Origin of the sequence: Solibacillus sp. FSL K6-4121, assembly GCF_038002585.1 — a bacterium.
Taxonomy (GTDB): Bacteria; Bacillota; Bacilli; order Bacillales_A; family Planococcaceae; genus Solibacillus; species Solibacillus faecavium.
Map to the genome: position 1 here is coordinate 1,604,546 of NZ_JBBOCS010000002.1, position 18,476 is coordinate 1,623,021.

General features: G+C 37.4%; 17 protein-coding genes. 4 read left to right on the top strand and 13 right to left on the bottom strand.

Annotated features, from left to right (window positions below; all coding sequences use genetic code 11):
- Positions 1-119: 119 nt before the first annotated feature.
- The 4 genes from hflC to MHH95_RS17810 all read right to left on the bottom strand — a co-directional run bounded on the left by hflC (position 120) and on the right by MHH95_RS17810 (position 4,657).
- On the bottom strand, positions 120-1,193 hold the full coding sequence (gene hflC / locus MHH95_RS17795; protein WP_191700555.1) for a protease modulator HflC: 1,074 nt from the start codon (positions 1,191-1,193) through the stop codon (positions 120-122).
- Positions 1,190-2,161: an FtsH protease activity modulator HflK gene (hflK, locus tag MHH95_RS17800; protein ID WP_191700556.1), complete on the bottom strand. Its 972-nt coding sequence runs from the start codon at positions 2,159-2,161 to the stop codon at positions 1,190-1,192. Before hflK ends, hflC begins: the two co-directional genes overlap by 4 nt.
- Before the next feature lie 247 nt (positions 2,162-2,408).
- Positions 2,409-3,947 (bottom strand): two-component system histidine kinase PnpS, encoded by a 1,539-nt coding sequence (gene pnpS, locus MHH95_RS17805; RefSeq protein WP_340728659.1) that lies wholly within the window; start codon positions 3,945-3,947, stop codon positions 2,409-2,411.
- Positions 3,947-4,657: a response regulator transcription factor gene (locus tag MHH95_RS17810; RefSeq protein ID WP_340728660.1), complete on the bottom strand. Its 711-nt coding sequence runs from the start codon at positions 4,655-4,657 to the stop codon at positions 3,947-3,949. Before MHH95_RS17810 ends, pnpS begins: the two co-directional genes overlap by 1 nt.
- Positions 4,658-5,014: 357 nt before the next feature.
- On the opposite strand from MHH95_RS17810, the gene MHH95_RS17815 reads away from it, so the two are divergent.
- Genes MHH95_RS17815 through MHH95_RS17825 form a run of 3 tightly spaced genes read left to right on the top strand, consistent with a single transcriptional unit; the run spans position 5,015 to position 7,520 of the window.
- Complete coding sequence (locus MHH95_RS17815; RefSeq protein WP_340728661.1) at positions 5,015-5,788, top strand: ATP-binding cassette domain-containing protein; 774 nt, start codon at positions 5,015-5,017, stop codon at positions 5,786-5,788.
- A gap of 13 nt (positions 5,789-5,801) precedes the next feature.
- Complete coding sequence (locus MHH95_RS17820; protein ID WP_340728662.1) at positions 5,802-6,740, top strand: sulfonate ABC transporter substrate-binding protein; 939 nt, start codon at positions 5,802-5,804, stop codon at positions 6,738-6,740.
- A gap of 12 nt (positions 6,741-6,752) precedes the next feature.
- Positions 6,753-7,520, top strand: a complete 768-nt coding sequence (locus tag MHH95_RS17825) for an ABC transporter permease subunit (protein ID WP_340728663.1) — start codon at positions 6,753-6,755, stop codon at positions 7,518-7,520.
- A 50-nt stretch (positions 7,521-7,570) separates the two neighbouring features.
- Here MHH95_RS17825 and mdh read toward each other — a convergent pair whose 3' ends face one another.
- From mdh to citZ, 3 genes are all read right to left on the bottom strand, one after another.
- A complete protein-coding gene (mdh, locus tag MHH95_RS17830) occupies positions 7,571-8,509 on the bottom strand; it encodes a malate dehydrogenase (RefSeq protein ID WP_340728664.1) in 939 nt (312 codons plus the stop codon).
- Positions 8,510-8,734: 225 nt separating this feature from the next.
- Positions 8,735-9,997 (bottom strand): NADP-dependent isocitrate dehydrogenase, encoded by a 1,263-nt coding sequence (gene icd, locus MHH95_RS17835; protein WP_340728665.1) that lies wholly within the window; start codon positions 9,995-9,997, stop codon positions 8,735-8,737.
- A 79-nt stretch (positions 9,998-10,076) separates the two neighbouring features.
- Entirely contained in the window at positions 10,077-11,192 is a 1,116-nt protein-coding gene (gene citZ, locus MHH95_RS17840; RefSeq protein WP_191700564.1) for a citrate synthase, read from the bottom strand.
- Positions 11,193-11,453: 261 nt separating this feature from the next.
- Between citZ and MHH95_RS17845 the strand changes: the two genes are divergently transcribed.
- Positions 11,454-12,422, top strand: coding sequence for an AI-2E family transporter (locus MHH95_RS17845; protein WP_340728667.1), 969 nt, complete (start codon positions 11,454-11,456; stop codon positions 12,420-12,422).
- Here MHH95_RS17845 and MHH95_RS17850 read toward each other — a convergent pair.
- The 6 genes from MHH95_RS17850 to MHH95_RS17875 all read right to left on the bottom strand — a co-directional run bounded on the left by MHH95_RS17850 (position 12,406) and on the right by MHH95_RS17875 (position 18,296).
- The gene (locus MHH95_RS17850) at positions 12,406-12,795 is read right to left on the bottom strand and encodes an FxsA family protein (protein ID WP_340728668.1); all 390 of its coding nucleotides are present in this window, start codon (positions 12,793-12,795) and stop codon (positions 12,406-12,408) included. The two genes, MHH95_RS17845 and MHH95_RS17850, sit on opposite strands and share 17 nt — an antisense overlap.
- A gap of 110 nt (positions 12,796-12,905) precedes the next feature.
- Positions 12,906-14,666, bottom strand: coding sequence for a pyruvate kinase (gene pyk, locus MHH95_RS17855; protein WP_340728669.1), 1,761 nt, complete (start codon positions 14,664-14,666; stop codon positions 12,906-12,908).
- A 27-nt stretch (positions 14,667-14,693) separates the two neighbouring features.
- Positions 14,694-15,653: a 6-phosphofructokinase gene (gene pfkA, locus MHH95_RS17860; RefSeq protein WP_340728670.1), complete on the bottom strand. Its 960-nt coding sequence runs from the start codon at positions 15,651-15,653 to the stop codon at positions 14,694-14,696.
- A gap of 156 nt (positions 15,654-15,809) precedes the next feature.
- Positions 15,810-16,766 carry an acetyl-CoA carboxylase carboxyltransferase subunit alpha gene (locus MHH95_RS17865; protein WP_340728671.1) on the bottom strand — a complete coding sequence of 319 codons (957 nt, stop codon included), beginning with the start codon at positions 16,764-16,766 and terminating at the stop codon, positions 15,810-15,812.
- The gene (gene accD, locus MHH95_RS17870) at positions 16,759-17,631 is read right to left on the bottom strand and encodes an acetyl-CoA carboxylase, carboxyltransferase subunit beta (protein WP_340728672.1); all 873 of its coding nucleotides are present in this window, start codon (positions 17,629-17,631) and stop codon (positions 16,759-16,761) included. Before accD ends, MHH95_RS17865 begins: the two co-directional genes overlap by 8 nt.
- Positions 17,632-17,663: 32 nt before the next feature.
- Positions 17,664-18,296: a FadR/GntR family transcriptional regulator gene (locus tag MHH95_RS17875; RefSeq protein WP_340728673.1), complete on the bottom strand. Its 633-nt coding sequence runs from the start codon at positions 18,294-18,296 to the stop codon at positions 17,664-17,666.
- Positions 18,297-18,476 lie beyond the last annotated feature (180 nt).

Sequence of the window (18,476 nt, forward strand, 5' to 3'; positions counted from 1 at the left end):
ATAATAATTTGAAATAATATAATTCAAATTTTCAGTGAAGGTAAATATTGTAAAATAAATCCATCAATAAAAAAGGCTATTTAGAATGGGTTTACATTCTAAATAGCTTTTTTCTGCTTTTAATCTAATTGACCTGATAGTAATTTCGCATATGGTGAATCAGATGGAATAATAATCATTGTCTCATTACCAATTGTTTTCTTGTATGATTCCAATGTTCGGAATAAACTGTAGAACTCCGGGTCTTTCGAGTAAGCGGCATTATAAATTTGAGCTGCCTGTGCTTCCCCTTCTGCACGGATTACAGACGCTTCCTTATTTGCTTTTGCAAGTGTTACCTGTACTTCCTGATCAGTCTTTGCCTCTTTACTACGCTTTTCCGCATCCCCTTCAGACAGATACTTTTGCGCAATCGATTGACGTTCCGAAACCATTCGTGTATAAACAGACTGTTCGTTCTCCTCAGGTAAATCAGTACGGCGAATACGCACATCAATTACCTCAATACCGAAATTGGCAGATTCAATTAATTCATTGACACGTTGTGTAACACGGTCATTAATGTTCCCGCGTTTCGAATCTTTTTCATTAATAATATCTCCGTACTCCGTTTGACCGAATTCTGTACGAAGTGCCGAATAAATAAACTCCTCCATACGATTTTCCGCATTGAGCAACTGTCCTGCATTTGAGATTAACGCTTTTGGATCCGTAACACGCCATACTGTATAGTTGTCGATAATAATCCGCTTTTTATCCTTCGTGCTGATCTCTTCTTCTGTCATATCATGCGTCATTAAATTTCTTGGAAGAGTCGTCACACTTTGGATGAATGGGATTTTCATATGAAGTCCCGGTTCCCTTTCGTACTTCACTACTTCCCCGAACTGACGAACTACTTTATATTCATTTTCTTTTACAATATACAAGTTCGCAACTACGACAATTAATGCAGCAAACACAACCGTTAATACAATAGCAGAAGTAACCCATTGCTTAACATTTAAAGGCTTTTTATCTTTTTTTAATGGTGTTGGTGCTTTTTTTGTATTTAAATCACCGTTATTTACTTGTTGATCTGGATCATTCGCTTTCGGGACTTTCTTTACTTCTTTCGATCCGTTTTTATTGCCGAATAGTTTTTTCACAAATTCATCTAAATCGCCGTTAAAATTATTTTTGTCGTTACTCATTCACTTTTGCTCCCTTCTTTTTTCTCTTCTGTAGAAGGTGGTGTCGTTTGCATTGGTTGAATCGGCAAGTACTTCATCGTACCGCTGCCATCATCATTCATTATATAAATTTGGGCATTCGGTAAAACTGCCTCCAATGTTTCGAGCACTAATCGTTCACGTGTAATATCTTTATTCAGGCGATATTCTTCATAAAGCTGATTAAATAATGCCACTTCACCTGTAGCTTGCTCAATACGCGAAGCCTTTTCCCCTTCCGCTTTTGAAAGAATTGCCGCTGCTTCACCAACCGCTTCACTTACACGCTGGTTTTCATACTTTTCTGCTTCGTTAATCTTTGTATTTTTTGTCTCACGCGCATCGGTAACATCTGTGAATGCTGCACGTACTTCCTGATTTGGTACTTCTACATCTTGCAGCTTTACGCCTACAACCCCAATACCGATATCGTACTTATCGATTAACGATACAAGCAACTCACGTGTTTCTGCTTCAATATCCGCTTTACCATCCGTTAATGCCTCATCGATTGTTGAGCTGCCAATGATTGAACGAATCGCACTGGATGTCGCATTATGTAAAATCGCTCGCGGCTCCTGTGAACTAAATAAGTATTTTTTCGGGTCAACTATTCGCCATTGAACAACAAGATCTGTTAAAACAATATTTTCATCACCTGTAATCATTTTTGTTTCTTTATCGAATGCTTCCACCGTACCGTCCGGATTTTGCTTATAGCCGAACTGTAAACTGTATGTTTCCTTTGATAAAATCTCTACTGCCTGTACTGGCCATGGTAATTTAAAATGAAGTCCTGAATCTTGTATTGTCTCATCCGCTTGACCAAATGTAATTACTACTGCCTGTTCCGATTCATCTACTGTATACCACGATGTCGTAACAACAATAATTGCCACAACGGCAAACAAGGCAAGTGCTACCCATAGTAATGTTCTTTTTACACTCATCGTAAAGAACCTCCTTTTTTATTTTCCTTTTATTCTACGCTCCATCTATTGTAAAAGTTTCATATTTTTTGAGAAACATAAAAAGATAGAAGAAAATCAAAAAACCATGCAAATAGCGCAAAGCTTTTTGCATGGTCGCGTGTACCATTGTGGCATATTACCTTTTTTTGAAACGGGGGTTTCTATAAGAAATATATCACCCCAATATAAAGGCTATATAAAATAATTGTAAAGCTACTGTTAAGCTTTATCGTTGCAATGGCAGAAATACTTTTATGCTTGTACCCTTTCCAACTTCACTTGCTACTTGAATTTTCCCATGATGAGCTTCTATTAAATGTTTCACGATGGATAATCCAAGCCCTGTCCCACCAGAATTTCGGCTACGTGCACGATCCACTCTGTAAAAGCGTTCAAAAATACGTGAAATCTCTGCTTTTTCAATCCCAATTCCTTCGTCCTTCACTTCAAATATCCCGTATTGTTCATTCGCACTAATACATAGTGTCACGGTAGTTTCTTCTTTTGAATATGCAATGGCATTATTAATTAAGTTCGTAAAAATCTGCATCAATCGATTAACATCACCCAAAATAACCGCATCCTGCTCTATTTTTACGTCAAATTGCATATCTTTACTTTCCAGCTGCGAACTCGTTAAATCAACAACCCGCACTAGAATATCCTGAAGCTTCGTTGGTGTCACATCAAGCGTAAAGCCGTGGCGCTCAATTTTGGATAGCTCGAGTAAGTCATTAACAAGAACCTGAATTCTATTACTTTCATCGTAAATGATATTCAAGAAAGAAAGCAACATCTTCTCATCTTTAAATGCTCCATCCAGAAGGGTTTCCGAAAAACCTTTAATCGATGTAATCGGTGTACGTAGCTCATGGGATACGTTCGCCACGAAATCTTTTCTAATCTGCTCCAATCTTACAAGTTCACTTACATCATGCATTACTATAACTACACCTAGCCAACGACCGTGCTCTCCAACAACAGGAGCCCCATATACTTGCTCATAATATTCTTCGGCAGCAATTTCCATTACGAGCTGCTGACGATAAGGCAATTCCGTTAAGAACACATGGTCGATAAACTCCTCCAGTTCCTTCGGTAATCCAAGCATCATGAAATTTTTACCGATAAGCTGTTCTTTTGGGAGCTCGAAAAGTGTTTGGAACTTTTTATTAACAATAGAAATGTTCCCTTCACGGTCTATCATCATTAGCGCACTACCCATATTTTCAATTAATGTCTTTAAACGCTCTTCCTCAATTGCTCGTGTCTTCGTTATATCCTGTAAATTGCGTGCTAAAATATTTATTGAGTTTCGTAATTCCACAATTGTTTTTGGTCCATTTGCAAAAGCACGCGCACGATAGTTGCCTTTTGATAACTCCCGTGCTGTCTTTGTAATATTGATAATCGGTGTTATAAAATTACTAGCAACACGATGAGCCATAAAACCGGTTATAATAAATCCACCTAATAACATTGCTGCTATAAGGACATACATTTTTTGCTTAATATCTATTAAAGACTCTGCCTCAACATCAATCATAGAGGCATCTATAATAGCTTGTTTTTGACTTGCCGTCAGCTCAATCTGCTGTTCCTCTACTATCTGTGCTAATTTGTTTTCTGAGACATTTGTCGCTTCGTTAATATATTCATCAATAAAAAAAGGAAAAAGCTGCCCTATGAACAGCCCTAGAACAGCTAAACTTGATCCAATAACAAAAATAAACGAATAAAACAAACGATTTTTCATTCCGTTCATTATTTTTTTGGCTCCTCAAATTTATATCCTAAACCACGAATTGTTTTAATATAAAGTGGTTTACGACTATTTTCTTCAATTTTATCTCGAAGGTGGCTAATATGGACATCTACAATACGTGTATCTCCTGCAAAATCATAGTTCCAAACAGCACTAAGTAATTGATCACGTGTTAATACCCGATTTTTATTTTCAAGTAAGTATACTAGTAATTCAAATTCTTTCGGTGTGAACTCCAAAGATTCTTCATCAATAAATGCTTCAAATCGCTCCGGGAATACTCTTAAATTTCCAAACGAGTATACGACTTCATTTGTCTCAATTGTCTCTTCTACAACTGGCCCTGAAAAACGTCGCAGTACGGCCTTAACACGTGCGATTACTTCTCGAGGGCTAAAAGGCTTAGTCATGTAGTCATCTGCACCCAGCTCTAAACCTAATACTTTGTCGAATTCATCATCTCTGGCTGTTAACATAATAATTGGTATATTTATGCGTAAACGTCGTAATTCTTTACATACTTCCACACCATCCAGTTTCGGCAGCATTAAATCCAGTAATATTAAGTCTGGTGCTTGCTGAACTGCCGTATCAAGCCCAGCCTGACCATCATGTGCTAAAAGAACTTCAAAGCCAGCTTGCTCCAAATTATATTTCAATAATGTTGCGATTGGCATTTCATCTTCTACTACTAAAACCGTTTTAACCATTTTAAGTTCCTCCAAATCGATTTGAAACCCCCATCTCAAAATCAATTTTCCATGTGGTTGACTATCAACTATTTCTATAATTATGTACTGCTTAGAAACACTATCTTCATAGTAGCAACTTTTTTTGAAAAGTACAATTATTCATATGTGAAGACATCATTTTACGGACTAGAATTTCATATACCTTATTATTTCGATAGGTAAAATAATATTTATTATTGACCGAATATTCGTTATTATGTTAACATTTAGAAAATTATTTATACGCGTACGGAAGGCAAACGTATGTAAATTTTTTTAATATTAATTCCTAGTATTTCAATATGTTAAGTATAATAATAGAAAGTAGGTGCTTCCATGGCAAATGGAATCAATATTGAGTTAATAAATTTAACGAAAAGTTTCGGTGAAAAAGAAGTATTAAAAGATATTAACTTAACAATCCCCGCTGGACAATTTGTCGCAATTGTCGGGAAAAGTGGTTGCGGAAAGAGTACGCTTCTACGAATCATCGCAAATTTAGAACAAAAAACAGCTGGCGAATCTTTAAAGAACGGTATTCAGCAAGACGATTTCTCAGGCGTTCGCGTCATGTTTCAAGAGGATCGATTGCTCCCATGGCTGTCTGTATTAGAAAATGTCGGGGTCGGCACAGAGTTGAAAAAGGATTGGCAACCGCTCGCATTAGAAGCGCTTGAACATGTTGGGTTAAAGGACCGCGCGAAAGAGTGGCCACATGTATTGTCAGGTGGGCAAAAACAAAGGGTTGCACTAGCACGTGCGCTTAGTGCAAAACCAAGACTCTTGTTATTGGATGAGCCGCTTGGGGCATTGGATGCTCTAACACGATTGGAAATGCAAAATCTAATCGAACAATTATGGTTAAACCAAAAATACACTTCCTTGCTCGTGACACATGATGTAGCAGAAGCGATTACATTGGCTGATCGAATTATTCTAATAGAAGACGGGATTGTAGCACTGGATTTGCCAGTTAACCTTCCCCGCCCTAGAACACGCTCAAATCCAAAATTTGCGGAGCTAGAGGAAATACTGCTTCAACAGTTATTAGGACAACAAATAAAAACAGAATCATTAACTAAACAAAAACAATTACAAGCAATTATTTAAGGAGGTATTACAAATGAAAAAACTATTCTCTATCTTTTTTCTCTTAACGCTATCCATTATTTTAGTCGGGTGCTCAGCATCGAATGCAGAAAATAAAAAGGTGCGAATCGGCTACCAAAAAAACGGTACAACATTATTATTAAAAGCGAATGGTGAACTTGAATCACGTTTAAAGGAATTAGGTTATTCAGTCGAATGGTCAGAATTTAATACCGGCAGTTCAATACTCGAGGCACTTAATTCTGGAGCCATCGATTTTGCAAATGCAAGCGATGCTCCTTCTGTAATGGCATTATCAAAAGGGATGAATTTTAAGTACATAGCTGCCGAAAATTCAACTCCCCAAATGGAAGGTATTTTAGTAAAAAATAATGACGCCATCCAATCAGTTGAACAATTAAAAGGAAAAAAAGTTGCTTATAATAAAGCCTCCATCTCAGAATATTTATTAGTTTCTGCATTAGCAACGGTTAACTTAACACTGGATGATGTACAATCCGTAATTTTAAGTCCTGCCGATGCGAATATTGCGTTTGAAAATGGTGATGTAGATGCTTGGGTTATTTGGGACCCGTATATGACAGTTTCCGAAAGTAAAGGCAATAAAATATTAACTACAGCAGAGGGCATTGTGGAGCATCGCAGTTTCTACTATGCATCCGACAAGTTTATCAAATCGAACGAAGATGCAGTTATTGCTTATGTTGAAGAGCTAACAAAAGTCGGGGAAGCCATTGATAATGATTCAAGTGAGGCAGCGGAGATTCTTGAAGAAAATACAGGTATTACAGCAGATGTTTGGATAACAAGCCTAGGTCGCCGTTCATCAGTCGCAACATATATGGATGAATCCGCACAGGCAGATTTACAAAGGTTAAACGAAGATCTTTACGAAATTAAATTAACGACTGATCTTATAGAAAATCTCGAAAACTATATTTGGAAACCATAAGAGGTGAGAAAAATGAAGAAGAAAAAATGGATTCATTTGATTGAGCCGTGGATCATTCCTATTTTAATTATTGTCATTTGGGAAGTATCGAATAAAACAGGCATCCTTGCTAATACAATATTACCTGCCCCCTCCGATGTAATAGCAGCAGGCTATCAACAAGCAGCTTCAGGTGTTCTGTTTGAACATCTTCAAATTAGTACAACGCGTGCTTTAATCGGGTTTCTGATTGGCGGAAGTATTGCTTTTATTATCGGTATTTTAAATGGGATTGTTCCATTCGCACAGCGGTATTTAGATACAACTATTCAAATGCTGCGAAACATTCCGAATTTGGCACTCATTCCATTAGTTATTATTTGGTTTGGTGTAGGCGAAGAAGGAAAAATCTTTTTAGTGGCGATAAGTGTATTTTTTCCGATTTACGTCAATACGTACCATGGAATCCGTAATGTAGATCCGCGGTTAATCGAAATGGGGAAAATATATAATCTTTCAAAGTATAAGCTCTTTTTTAAAGTAATTATTTTAGGAGCAATGCCATCGATATTAGTCGGTATTCGCTATTCATTAGGAATAATGTGGCTTACTTTGATAGTTGCAGAAACAGTAGCGGCAAGTTCAGGTATCGGTTATATGTCAATGAATGCACGTGAATATATGCAACTTGATATCGTTGTATTGGCAATTATTTTATATGCCATTTTAGGAAAAATTGCAGATTCTATTGCAAAACTATTAGAGAAAAAATTACTGAAATGGAATCCAGTGTACCAATAAAAAATTTAAGGGCTTCGGTATAAACTACCGAAAGCCCTTATTGCTTTATATTATTTTAATGCCTTCATAACGTCGACAACTGCATCCGCAGACTGATCCAACGCTGCTTTTTCATCATCTGTCAGTTCCAGTTCATAAATTTTTTCAATTCCATCGGCACCTAATAATGCTGGTACGCCTAAGTAAATACCATTATAACCATATTCACCTTCTAAGTAGGCGATTGCTGGCAAAATGCGTTTTTGATCCTTTAAAATCGCTTCCGCCATCTCCACCATAGCGGCAGCTGGTGCGTAGTAAGCAGAACCGTTTCCTAATAGGTTAACAATTTCTCCTCCACCAACACGTGTACGCTGTACTATTTCCTCTAAACGATCCGCTGGAATCAAGCTATGTAAAGGTACCCCTCCAATGGAAGCATATCGAGTTAATGGAACCATCGTGTCACCATGACCACCTAATACTAAAGCCGAAATGTCTTTTACCGAAACATTTAATTCCTCTGCAACGAACGCACGGAAACGAGCTGTGTCCAATACACCCGATTGACCGATGACACGATTTTTCGGGAATCCCGATTCTTTAAACACTGTATAAGTCATCGCATCTACAGGATTTGTTAAAACGATGATGATTGCATTTGGAGAAGTGCTCGCAATTTCCTTTGCTACAGTTTTCATTACACCTTGATTAATTTGAACTAAATCATCACGACTCATACCCGGCTTACGTGCAACACCTGCAGTAACTAAAACGATATCCGAGTTAGCTGTATCCTCATAAGATGATGTACCTGTCACATATGAATCAAATCCTTGAACAGGCGCTGCTTCCCACATATCCAATGCTTTTCCCTTTGTAGGATTTTCAGCTGCTGGAAGATCTACAATTACTATATCGCCTAATTCTTTTTGTGCAGCTATAAATGCTGCTGTTGCTCCGGTAAATCCACTACCAATTACTGAGATTTTTTTGCGTTTAAGTGTCATTATGAATCGCTCCTTAGAATAATAATCTTAGCATCATAAAAATATGTACAAAAAAGGGAGAAAACATTACGCTCTCTCCCTTTTGTAACTACTATTAATTTTGGAACGAATAACTTATAAAGTCAATAATTACCTCCGCAAATCTGAAATTATAAAGATAATATTATTCATTACTAAACAATTTGTTCATAATTTCACATATAAAGGTAAAAAATTAAGCTTTATTTAGAAGTTTTCGATTAATTTTGTAGCGAATTCAGAACATTTAACTTCTGTAGCGCCATCCATTAAACGTGCGAAGTCATAAGTTACATATTTAGAAGAGATTGTTTTCTCTACAGAATTTGTAATTAAGTCCGCAGCTTCTTGCCATCCTAAGTGCTCAAGCATTAATACGCCTGATAATAATACTGAAGATGGGTTTACTTTATCTTGACCAGCATACTTAGGTGCAGTACCGTGAGTAGCTTCGAAAATAGCGTGTCCAGTTAAGTAGTTAATGTTAGCGCCTGGAGCGATACCAATACCACCAACTTGAGCAGCTAATGCGTCAGAGATGTAGTCACCATTTAAGTTCATAGTAGCTACTACGTCGAACTCATTTGGACGAGTTAAAATTTGTTGTAAGAAGATATCAGCGATAGAATCTTTAATTAAGATTTTACCAGCAGCTAATGCAGCAGTTTGTGCTTCGTTAGCAGCAGCTTCACCTTTTTCAGCTTTAATTGCATCGTATTGGTTCCAAGTGAATACTTTGTCGCCGAATTCAGCTTCAGCTACATCGTAACCCCATTGTTTGAATCCACCTTCAGTGAACTTCATGATGTTACCTTTGTGTACTAAAGTTACAGATGGTTTGTTGTGTTGGATAGCATACTCGATAGCAGAACGTACTAAACGCTCAGTACCTTCTTTAGATACAGGTTTGATACCTAAACCAGAAGTTTCTGGGAAACGGATGTTTTTAACACCTAGTTCGTTTTGTAAGAATGCTAATAATTTCTTTTGCTCGTCAGAACCAGCTTTGTACTCGATACCAGCATAGATATCTTCAGTGTTTTCACGGAAGATTACCATGTTTACGTCTTCTGGACGTTTAACTGGTGAAGGTACACCGTCGAAGTGACGAACTGGACGTAAGCATACATATAGGTCTAACTCTTGACGTAATGCTACGTTAAGTGAACGGATACCGCCACCGATTGGAGTTGTTAAAGGACCTTTAATAGCGATTAAGTATTCGTTAATTTTTTCTAAAGTTTCTTTTGGTAACCATTCACCAGTTTGGTTGAATGCTTTTTCACCAGCTAAAACTTCTAACCATTCGATTTTCTTTTCACCGTTATAAGCTTTTTCTACAGCTGCGTCGATTACGCGAGATGCTGCTGCCCAGATATCTGGACCGATACCGTCACCCTCGATGAAAGGGATTACTGGATTGTTTGGAACGATTAAAGAACCGTTTTCTACTACGATTTTGTTAGTCATTGGAAATTTGCCTCCTAATAATCATAAATCTAGGACTGTGTCAATTCACAGTCCTAGATATTTTAACATACTTTTTTGATTAGCGCTCGTTAATTGGTACGTATTTTTGCATATCTGGACCAACATATTCCGCACGAGGACGGATTAAGCGGTTGTTTGCATACTGTTCTAAAATGTGCGCTACCCAACCTGAAGTACGAGAAACTGCAAAGATTGGTGTGAATAAGTCATGCTCGATACCTAAAGAATCATATACTGATGCTGAGAAGAAGTCTACGTTTGCAGGTAATTTCTTTTGTTCAACAATCATATCGTGAATCTTAACTGACATATCATATAATTCTGGTTTACCAGTTAACTTAGTTAACTTTTCAGACATTACACGTAAGTGAGGTGCACGTGGGTCTCCACCACGGTATACGCGGTGACCGAAGCCCATGATTTTTTCTTTATTATCTAATTTGTTTTGTACCCAAGATTCAACTTTATCGATAGAACCGATTTCAGTTAACATTTTCATAACTTGCTCGTTCGCACCGCCATGTAATGGACCTTTTAATGCGCCGATTGCTGAAGTTACACCTGAGTATACATCAGATAATGTAGCAACACATACACGAGCTGTGAATGTAGAAGCATTTAATTCGTGGTCAGCGTGTAAAATTAACGCTTTATCGAATGCTTCAATTTCGATTGCTGCTGGTTCTTCACCTTTCAGCATATATAAGAAGTTTGCTGCATAACCTAATTCTGGTTTTGGAGCAACTGGTTCTTTACCTTGACGTACACGTGCAAAAGTAGTTACTACTGTACCAATTTTTGCTTGTAAACGGATCGCTTTACGGTAGTTAGCTTCCGCATCCATAACGTCTGCTTCTTCATCAAATGCACCAAGCATTGATACAGCTGTACGTAATGCAGCCATTGGGTGTACTGTGTTTAATGGCATAGATTTGAATAAATCTGTAATTGCCGCCGGGATATCCATGTTGTTAGCTAATTCTTGTTTTAAGTTAGCTAATTCTTCAGCGTTTGGTAAACGTGTGTTCCATAATAAGAATACTACTTCTTCAAAAGTTGCATTGTTAGTAAGATCGTCGATTCCATACCCTACGTATGTAAGTGTATCATCGATAATTGAAGAAATTTTTGATTCTGCTGCTACGATACCTTCTAAACCTTTAGTTGCTGACATAAAAATCGCTCCTTCACTTAATAAATTAATTTTGTAAGTGCTTTCTTTTCAGTCTATTAAAAAGAGGCACACTCATATCGTTCTGCTCAGTTGAACCTATAAGTAAATCGCTTACATATTTCATTATAATAAATTTTGACGTCTTTGTGAATGAATTACTCGGATTTTAAGAAAAATTAACATAGATGATAGATTTAGCGTATGAGAGAGAATTTATCGTTAACAACGAGATATATATGGCATAATTTAGGAGTGGTATAAGTGGATTATACAAATAAACCAAATCAATTGCTAGTGAAAAGTAGGAATATTATCATTCTTCTACTTTATTTTATCCTTTTTTATTTCATACCGCCTATAATTTTCGGACTATTTTTTGCTTATTTATTATTTCCTGTTTTCATCTTTTTTAAGGAACAGTTTAAACTACCGTTTTTTCTTGTCGTAATTATTTTATCTGTTTTAATATTTGCAGTAGTTGTATCTATTATTTTATTGCTTATCCATAGCTTCATAACATTACTACCTGTAATCCAATCAACACTTCTATCTTTGGAAGACAATTATATTAAACATCCCCTGCTTCCGTTTATTATAGAAAAACTTCAAAATTTTTTAAATGAATTTTTATTTTTGATTGTTACTATGCTGAAGAATAGTTTTCAATCGTTGTTTGAATTTTTTATATTCGTTGTAACATTTTATTTTGCTTTATTTGAAAGCTATAAAAATAGGCTCTGGTTTTTTGCTTATATTCCTAAAGCATATCGGGATGCCTGGTCACGGTATTTCCAAAAAGGCATGGAGCTTATTGGAAGCTTTATCGTGGTAGAACTGCAGTTATTTACTATAACTTTTTTGCTTCTTTGTGGCTCTTTTTACTTTTTAAATTTTGAATCATTTATTATAAAAGCATTTTTAATTGCTGTAGCAGACTGCTTGCCTTTTTTAGGTATCGGTATTTTCTTAATACCGGTCGCCATCTATTATTTTATTATCAGTAATCCACTTATGGGAGCAACTATTATAGGCATTTACTTTATTGTACAAACAATAAGACAGCTAACTGAATCGATGCTTTGGTCTCATACATTGCATTTACGTATGATCCACACATTTTTAATCAGCGCTGCCTCAGTCTTATTATTTGGTTTTTATGGAATTATCGTCAGCCCAATACTTTTGATGGTTGCCATTAAATTAAAGCAGCATCCTACCTTTGCAAGATGACAACCTGTCCTTTTTTCATTCTTTTGCGTAAAAAATAGAAAATTACAGGTTTAAATAACTTTCTTGTAATGCCCAATATGAAAAGCAAACCAATAATATCTGTAATAAACCCTGGTAATGCTAATAAGGCACCACCAATAAAAAACATGAATGTTTCAATCATAGCAACTGCAGGAGGTTGTCCTTGCTGCAAACTTTTCTGAATATCCTGTACAGACTTTGTTCCACGTTGTTTTGCAATAAGCAGCCCAACTATAGAAGTGGAAATAATCAAAAGTAAAGTATATAAAACACCGATTGCTTTCCCAATTACGATAAACAAGGCAATTTCAGCGAATACAAGTGCAAGTAATCCAAATAAAAATTTCTTCATTAAAAAAGCCCCCTCTTCTACTATTTAATACGTTTAAGGAGTGAAAAAGTTTCAAAATAAAAGCTACTTCTGCAAGTTTATACTTATCAGAGTAGCTTTCATTCATTATATTACAGAACGCTTGCATGTCCTTTGTAAATAACACCTGTTTCAGCATCCATAGTAATTTCCTGACCATGGCGAATTAACGAAGTAGCTTCTTTCACGCCAACAATTACTGGAATTCCCAGGCTTAGACCAACTACAGCTGCGTGCGATGTTAAGCCGCCTTCTTCTGTAATAATACCTGCACAGTTTTCTATTGCTGGCATCATTTCACGGTCTGAACCAACTGTTACAATGATTGCACCTTCTGTATCATAAGTTAAAGCTTCGCCTGCATTTTTTGCGACAATTGCCTTACCGACTACAGAAGATCTTCCAATACCTTGCCCACGAGCCAATAGGTCCCCAATTACGTGGACTTTCATTAAGTTTGTTGTACCAGCTTCTCCAACTGGAACACCTGCTGTAATGACAACTACATCTCCATGGCTAACATATTCATATTGCAATGCTTCGTCTACAGAAAGCTCCAAAATTTCATCTGTTGTGGAAACACGTTGCGTTAAAATTGGTCTTACACCCCAAACTAACGTTAATTTTTGAGCTGTCGAAGGTTGGCTTGTTACAGCAATAATGGATACACCCGGACGGTATTTTGCAATCATTTTAGCAGTATTTCCACTTTCTGTTGGAGCTAATACAGCTTTTACACCAAGATTAATTGATGTGTAGGCAACAGCTTGAGAAATAGCTTCTGTCATGTTCGCTTCTTTTTCGCGACTACGTTGTGTTACAATTGCTCGGTAATCCAGCGCATTTTCTGTACGGTTAGCAATTTTGTTCATCGTTGCTACCGACTCTACAGGATATAAACCTGCTGCCGTTTCTCCTGAAAGCATAATTGCATCTGTACCATCCATGATTGCATTGGCAACATCGGATGCTTCAGCACGAGTAGGACGAGGATTACGTTGCATAGAATCTAGCATTTGAGTAGCCGTTATTACAGGTTTACCCACTTGGTTACATTTACGAATTAATGATTTTTGTACTAACGGTACTTCTTCTGCTGGAATTTCTACACCCAGATCCCCACGCGCTACCATTAAACCATCAGAAACTTCGATAATTTCATCAATATTATCTACGCCTTCCTGGTTTTCTATTTTAGGAATGATTTGAATATGGCTTCCTTCATTTTGTTCCAGTAACTCACGGATTTCCAGAACATCCTTCGCTGTACGTACGAATGAAGCAGCGATAAAATCAATACCTTGGTCAATACCAAATAGAATATCGGCTGCATCTTTATCCGTAATACCTGGTAATTTGACAGATACGCCAGGTACGTTAACACCTTTTTTATTTTTCAAAACGCCGGCGTTTTCAACGATTGTATGGATTAATCCTTGTTCCAAGTCTTTAGCCAACACACGCAGTTCAATTAAACCGTCATCTAATAAAATTTTATCATTTTGGTCAACGTCTTCTATTAACTGGTCATAAGTCACCGAGAAGCGTGATTCATTCCCCAACACTTCTGTCATTGAAATATCGATAACTTGTCCTGATACTAGGTGAAGCTCTCCGTTTTCCATCGAATGTGTTCTAATTTCCGGACCTTTTGTATCCAATAATATTCCTACCGGTTGTTTCTTGCGTTCAGATGCATCGCGAATAGCTGCAATACGAGCAGCATGTTCTTCATGGTTTCCATGTGAAAAGTTCAAGCGTGCTACATTCATACCTGCTTCGATTAACTTATCTAACATTTCTGGTGATTCACTTGCTGGTCCAATCGTACAAACAATTTTAGTTTTTCTCATAGTTTCGTCATCTCCGTTTTATGCACTTTAAATTGAAAGTTCTTTTGATAATGTATACAAACTCAAATCTGCCTTGTGCTTTGTTTCAAATGCTTCCCTTAAATCATAATCTATTACTTCATGATTTTTCACGCCAACTGCTCTTCCGCCTTTATTTTCCAATAATAACTCAACCGCTCTTGCACCGAATCTGCCTGCTAACACACGGTCACGGGCAGATGGAGAACCACCGCGTTGTATATGACCTAAAACAGATGTACGTATTTTTACACCTGTACGATCCTCCAGTTGTTTTGCCAGCTTATGACCATTCATTACACCTTCAGCTACAATAATTATACTATGTCGCTTACCACGTGCTGCCCCTCGTTCAAGGCGGGTTACAATATCCTCTATTTCAAATGACTCTTCAGGAATTAAAATAGATTCGGCGCCTGCTGCTAAACCTGACCACAATGCAATATCACCCGCATCACGACCCATTACTTCAATAACAAATGTATTTTCATGGCTTGTTGCAGTATCACGAATTTTGTCAATAGAATCAACAACTGTATTTAATGCGGTATCAAAGCCAATCGTATATTCTGTTCCAGGTACGTCATTGTCAATTGTTCCCGGTATGCCGACACAAGGGAACCCTTTTTCAGTTAATTGCATTGCACCACGATAAGAGCCATCTCCACCAATCACTACTAAGCCTTCTATACCTTCTGCTTTCATAAGCTCGATTGCTTTATATTGGAACTCGTCCTGTTTAAATTCAGGGAAACGTGCAGAGTATAATTTCGTACCGCCTCGTTGTATAATATCGCCAACAGAGCCTATATCTAAAAGCTCAAATTTGCCATTATAAAGGCCTTCGTAGCCATGGTAAACTCCGACAACGTCTACTCCGTGAAAACGTGCTTTACGAACAACTGCCCTAATAGCAGCATTCATACCCGGTGCATCTCCACCACTCGTTAAAACCGCAATTTTCTTCATACGACCTTTCCTCCTATTACGACTGTTACTATCCACATTAACAGAAAAACCACTTATATGTAACTATTCTAGAAAACAAAAATGTAAAGCATTTGAAAATAACGAAAGAATGCGCTTTCACGCATTCTTCGCTTTTCAATCATTAGTTAAACAATATTATTGTTCAATAAACTGACCAATATTCTTAAATTTTGTATAACGATTCTCAACTAATTGCTCTGCACTTTCTTTATTTAAATCGTTTAACGTATTTGTAATGTATTCTTTCATTATTATAGCTTGCTGTTCCTTATCTTTATGCGCTCCACCGGCAACTTCCGGAATAATCCCATCGATTATTTCAAGCTGCTTTAAATCAAGGGCTGTAATTTTCATAGCTTCTGCTGCCTGTTTAGCATAGCTTGCATCTTTCCATAAAATCGATGCCGCTCCTTCTGGCGAGATAACTGAGTAGGTCGCATTTTCAAGCATTAATATTTTGTTTGCTACTCCTAATGCAAGTGCGCCACCACTACCGCCTTCTCCTATAACAACGCTAATAATCGGTACCCGGATACCCGCCATTTCAAACAAGTTGCGTGCAATCGCTTCACTTTGGCCGCGCTCTTCAGCTGCTTTACCTGGGTAAGCACCTTTCGTATCAATAAAACAAATAATGGGACGATTAAATTTCTCCGCTTGCTTCATCAGTCGTAATGCTTTACGGTATCCTTCCGGGTGTGGCATCCCGAAATTACGTCGAATATTCTCTTTAGTCGTTTTCCCGCGTTGGTGACCTATAATCGTTATTGCCTGCCCATTAAATGAGGCAATCCCCCCTACAATTGCTGCATCATCCTTAAACGTACGATCCCCATGCAGCTCAATGAAATCATCAAATATTCGTTCAATATATTCAAGCGTAGTCGGTCGTTCCGCATGTCTGGCTACTTGCACCCGGTCCCACGGCTCCATATTTGCGTAAACGTTTTTTTCCAACTCCTGCAATCTCGTTTCCAACTTCTCAATTTCACCGCTCATATCGACTTCCGCTTCTGTAGCAATTGTTTTTAATTCTACAATTTTTTCCCGAAGCTTCACTACTGGTTCTTCAAATGCCATTAATTTAGACATGGGTTACGCCTCCTTGTACATGTAACTTTACAATTGTTGCAATTTTATCTCGCATTTCCAATCGATTAAAAATGGCATCAAGTTGACCATGGTCCAATAAAAACTCTGCCGTTTGGAAATCATCAGGCAGCTTTTCCCGTACCGTCTGCTCGATAACACGACGTCCAGCAAAGCCAATTAAGCTTTGAGGTTCGGCAATATTATAATCCCCAATCGATGCGAAACTTGCAGAAACGCCTCCTGTTGTAGGATGTGTCATAACAGAAATATAAAGTAAGCCTTCTTCGCTATGGCGTTTTAATGCAACGCTCGTTTTCGCCATTTGCATTAAAGATAGTACGCCTTCTTGCATACGAGCTCCACCACTAGCAGTAAAAATAATAAATGGCACCCTTAGTTCTGTTGCCTTCTCCACAGCTCGAGTGATTTTTTCCCCTACCACAGACCCCATCGATCCCATACGGAAATGTGAATCCATTACTGCAACAACGACCTGCATTCCTTTTAATGCGCCTTCCCCTGTTAAAACTGCTTCATTCAAACCTGTTTTCTTTATGTCGATCTCTATCTTTTCCACATAAGCCGGGAAATTTAAAGGATTAGTCGTTTGTAGATGATCATCCATCGACACAAATGAACCTTTATCTAAAAAGCAGGCAATTCTTTCATCTGCTGTTAAGCTGAAATGATGCTGGCATTTCGTACATACTTTCAGGTTCTTCTCTATTTCCTTTGTTACATGAATCATTTTACATTTTGGACATTTTGTAACGATGCCTTCTGGAAAGGCCTTTTCATCTTCTCTTTTTGTTATATTATCTGTATTTTTTTTGCGGCTAATTGTAAATAAATCACGAATTGACATCGTAATCCCCCTTTGAATTGATCTGAAAATGTTTATTTTATAATGGCTATCCAGTTTTCGTATGCATCAAGTGCTTCCTGTGAATACCCCATCTGCATAGAAGCTAGTAAAGTCTTTACTTCCCTTTTCTCTTCGGCAGTTATATCAGTCGCAAGCAGTTTATCGCTAAACGCAAGAAGCTGCAGCCAAATTTTTAATGAAAGACGGTTCCCGGAAATAACAATACATTCACGAAGTATATCTTCTCGCTTTAATGCTTCTCCAAGCTCCAGCTTCACAAAAAAACTTTTCCAAATCGGTAATGCGCAGAAACCAGGAGACTGACAAATGATGCGAATGGCTTCTTTTTCATGCATTTGTCTTGTCGCATGAACATCAGCTATAGATTTCTCATCCTGCAAAATAAATGAACCAACAATCTCAACGAATTGATGTTGCTTCATGCTGGCTAAATAAGTACCTCCGCCATGTCTTGTTTCTATTAAGCCTAACAATTCCAAACTACGTAAAGCTTCCCTGACAGAAGATCTTCCCACTTGGAGCTGTTCACTTAACACTCTTTCTGAAGGTAGCTTTTGCCCTTCCTGAATGTTTTGTTCAGCTATTAAATCATGCAACTGCTTTACAATTTGTATGAATCTTTTTTTTGCGGGCTTTTCTTCCACGCTTTTCACCTCATCGAGTCCAACATTCCATAATTCATCAAAAGTGGTCAGACCAGTTTATAAAGTAAGGATACAAAATGTTTTTGAAGTTGTAAAGGGAAATTATAAAACTATAATCTTATATATAATAAAATTTGCGAATATATAACTATTTTTATGTTTTTTCGATAAAATTTGATG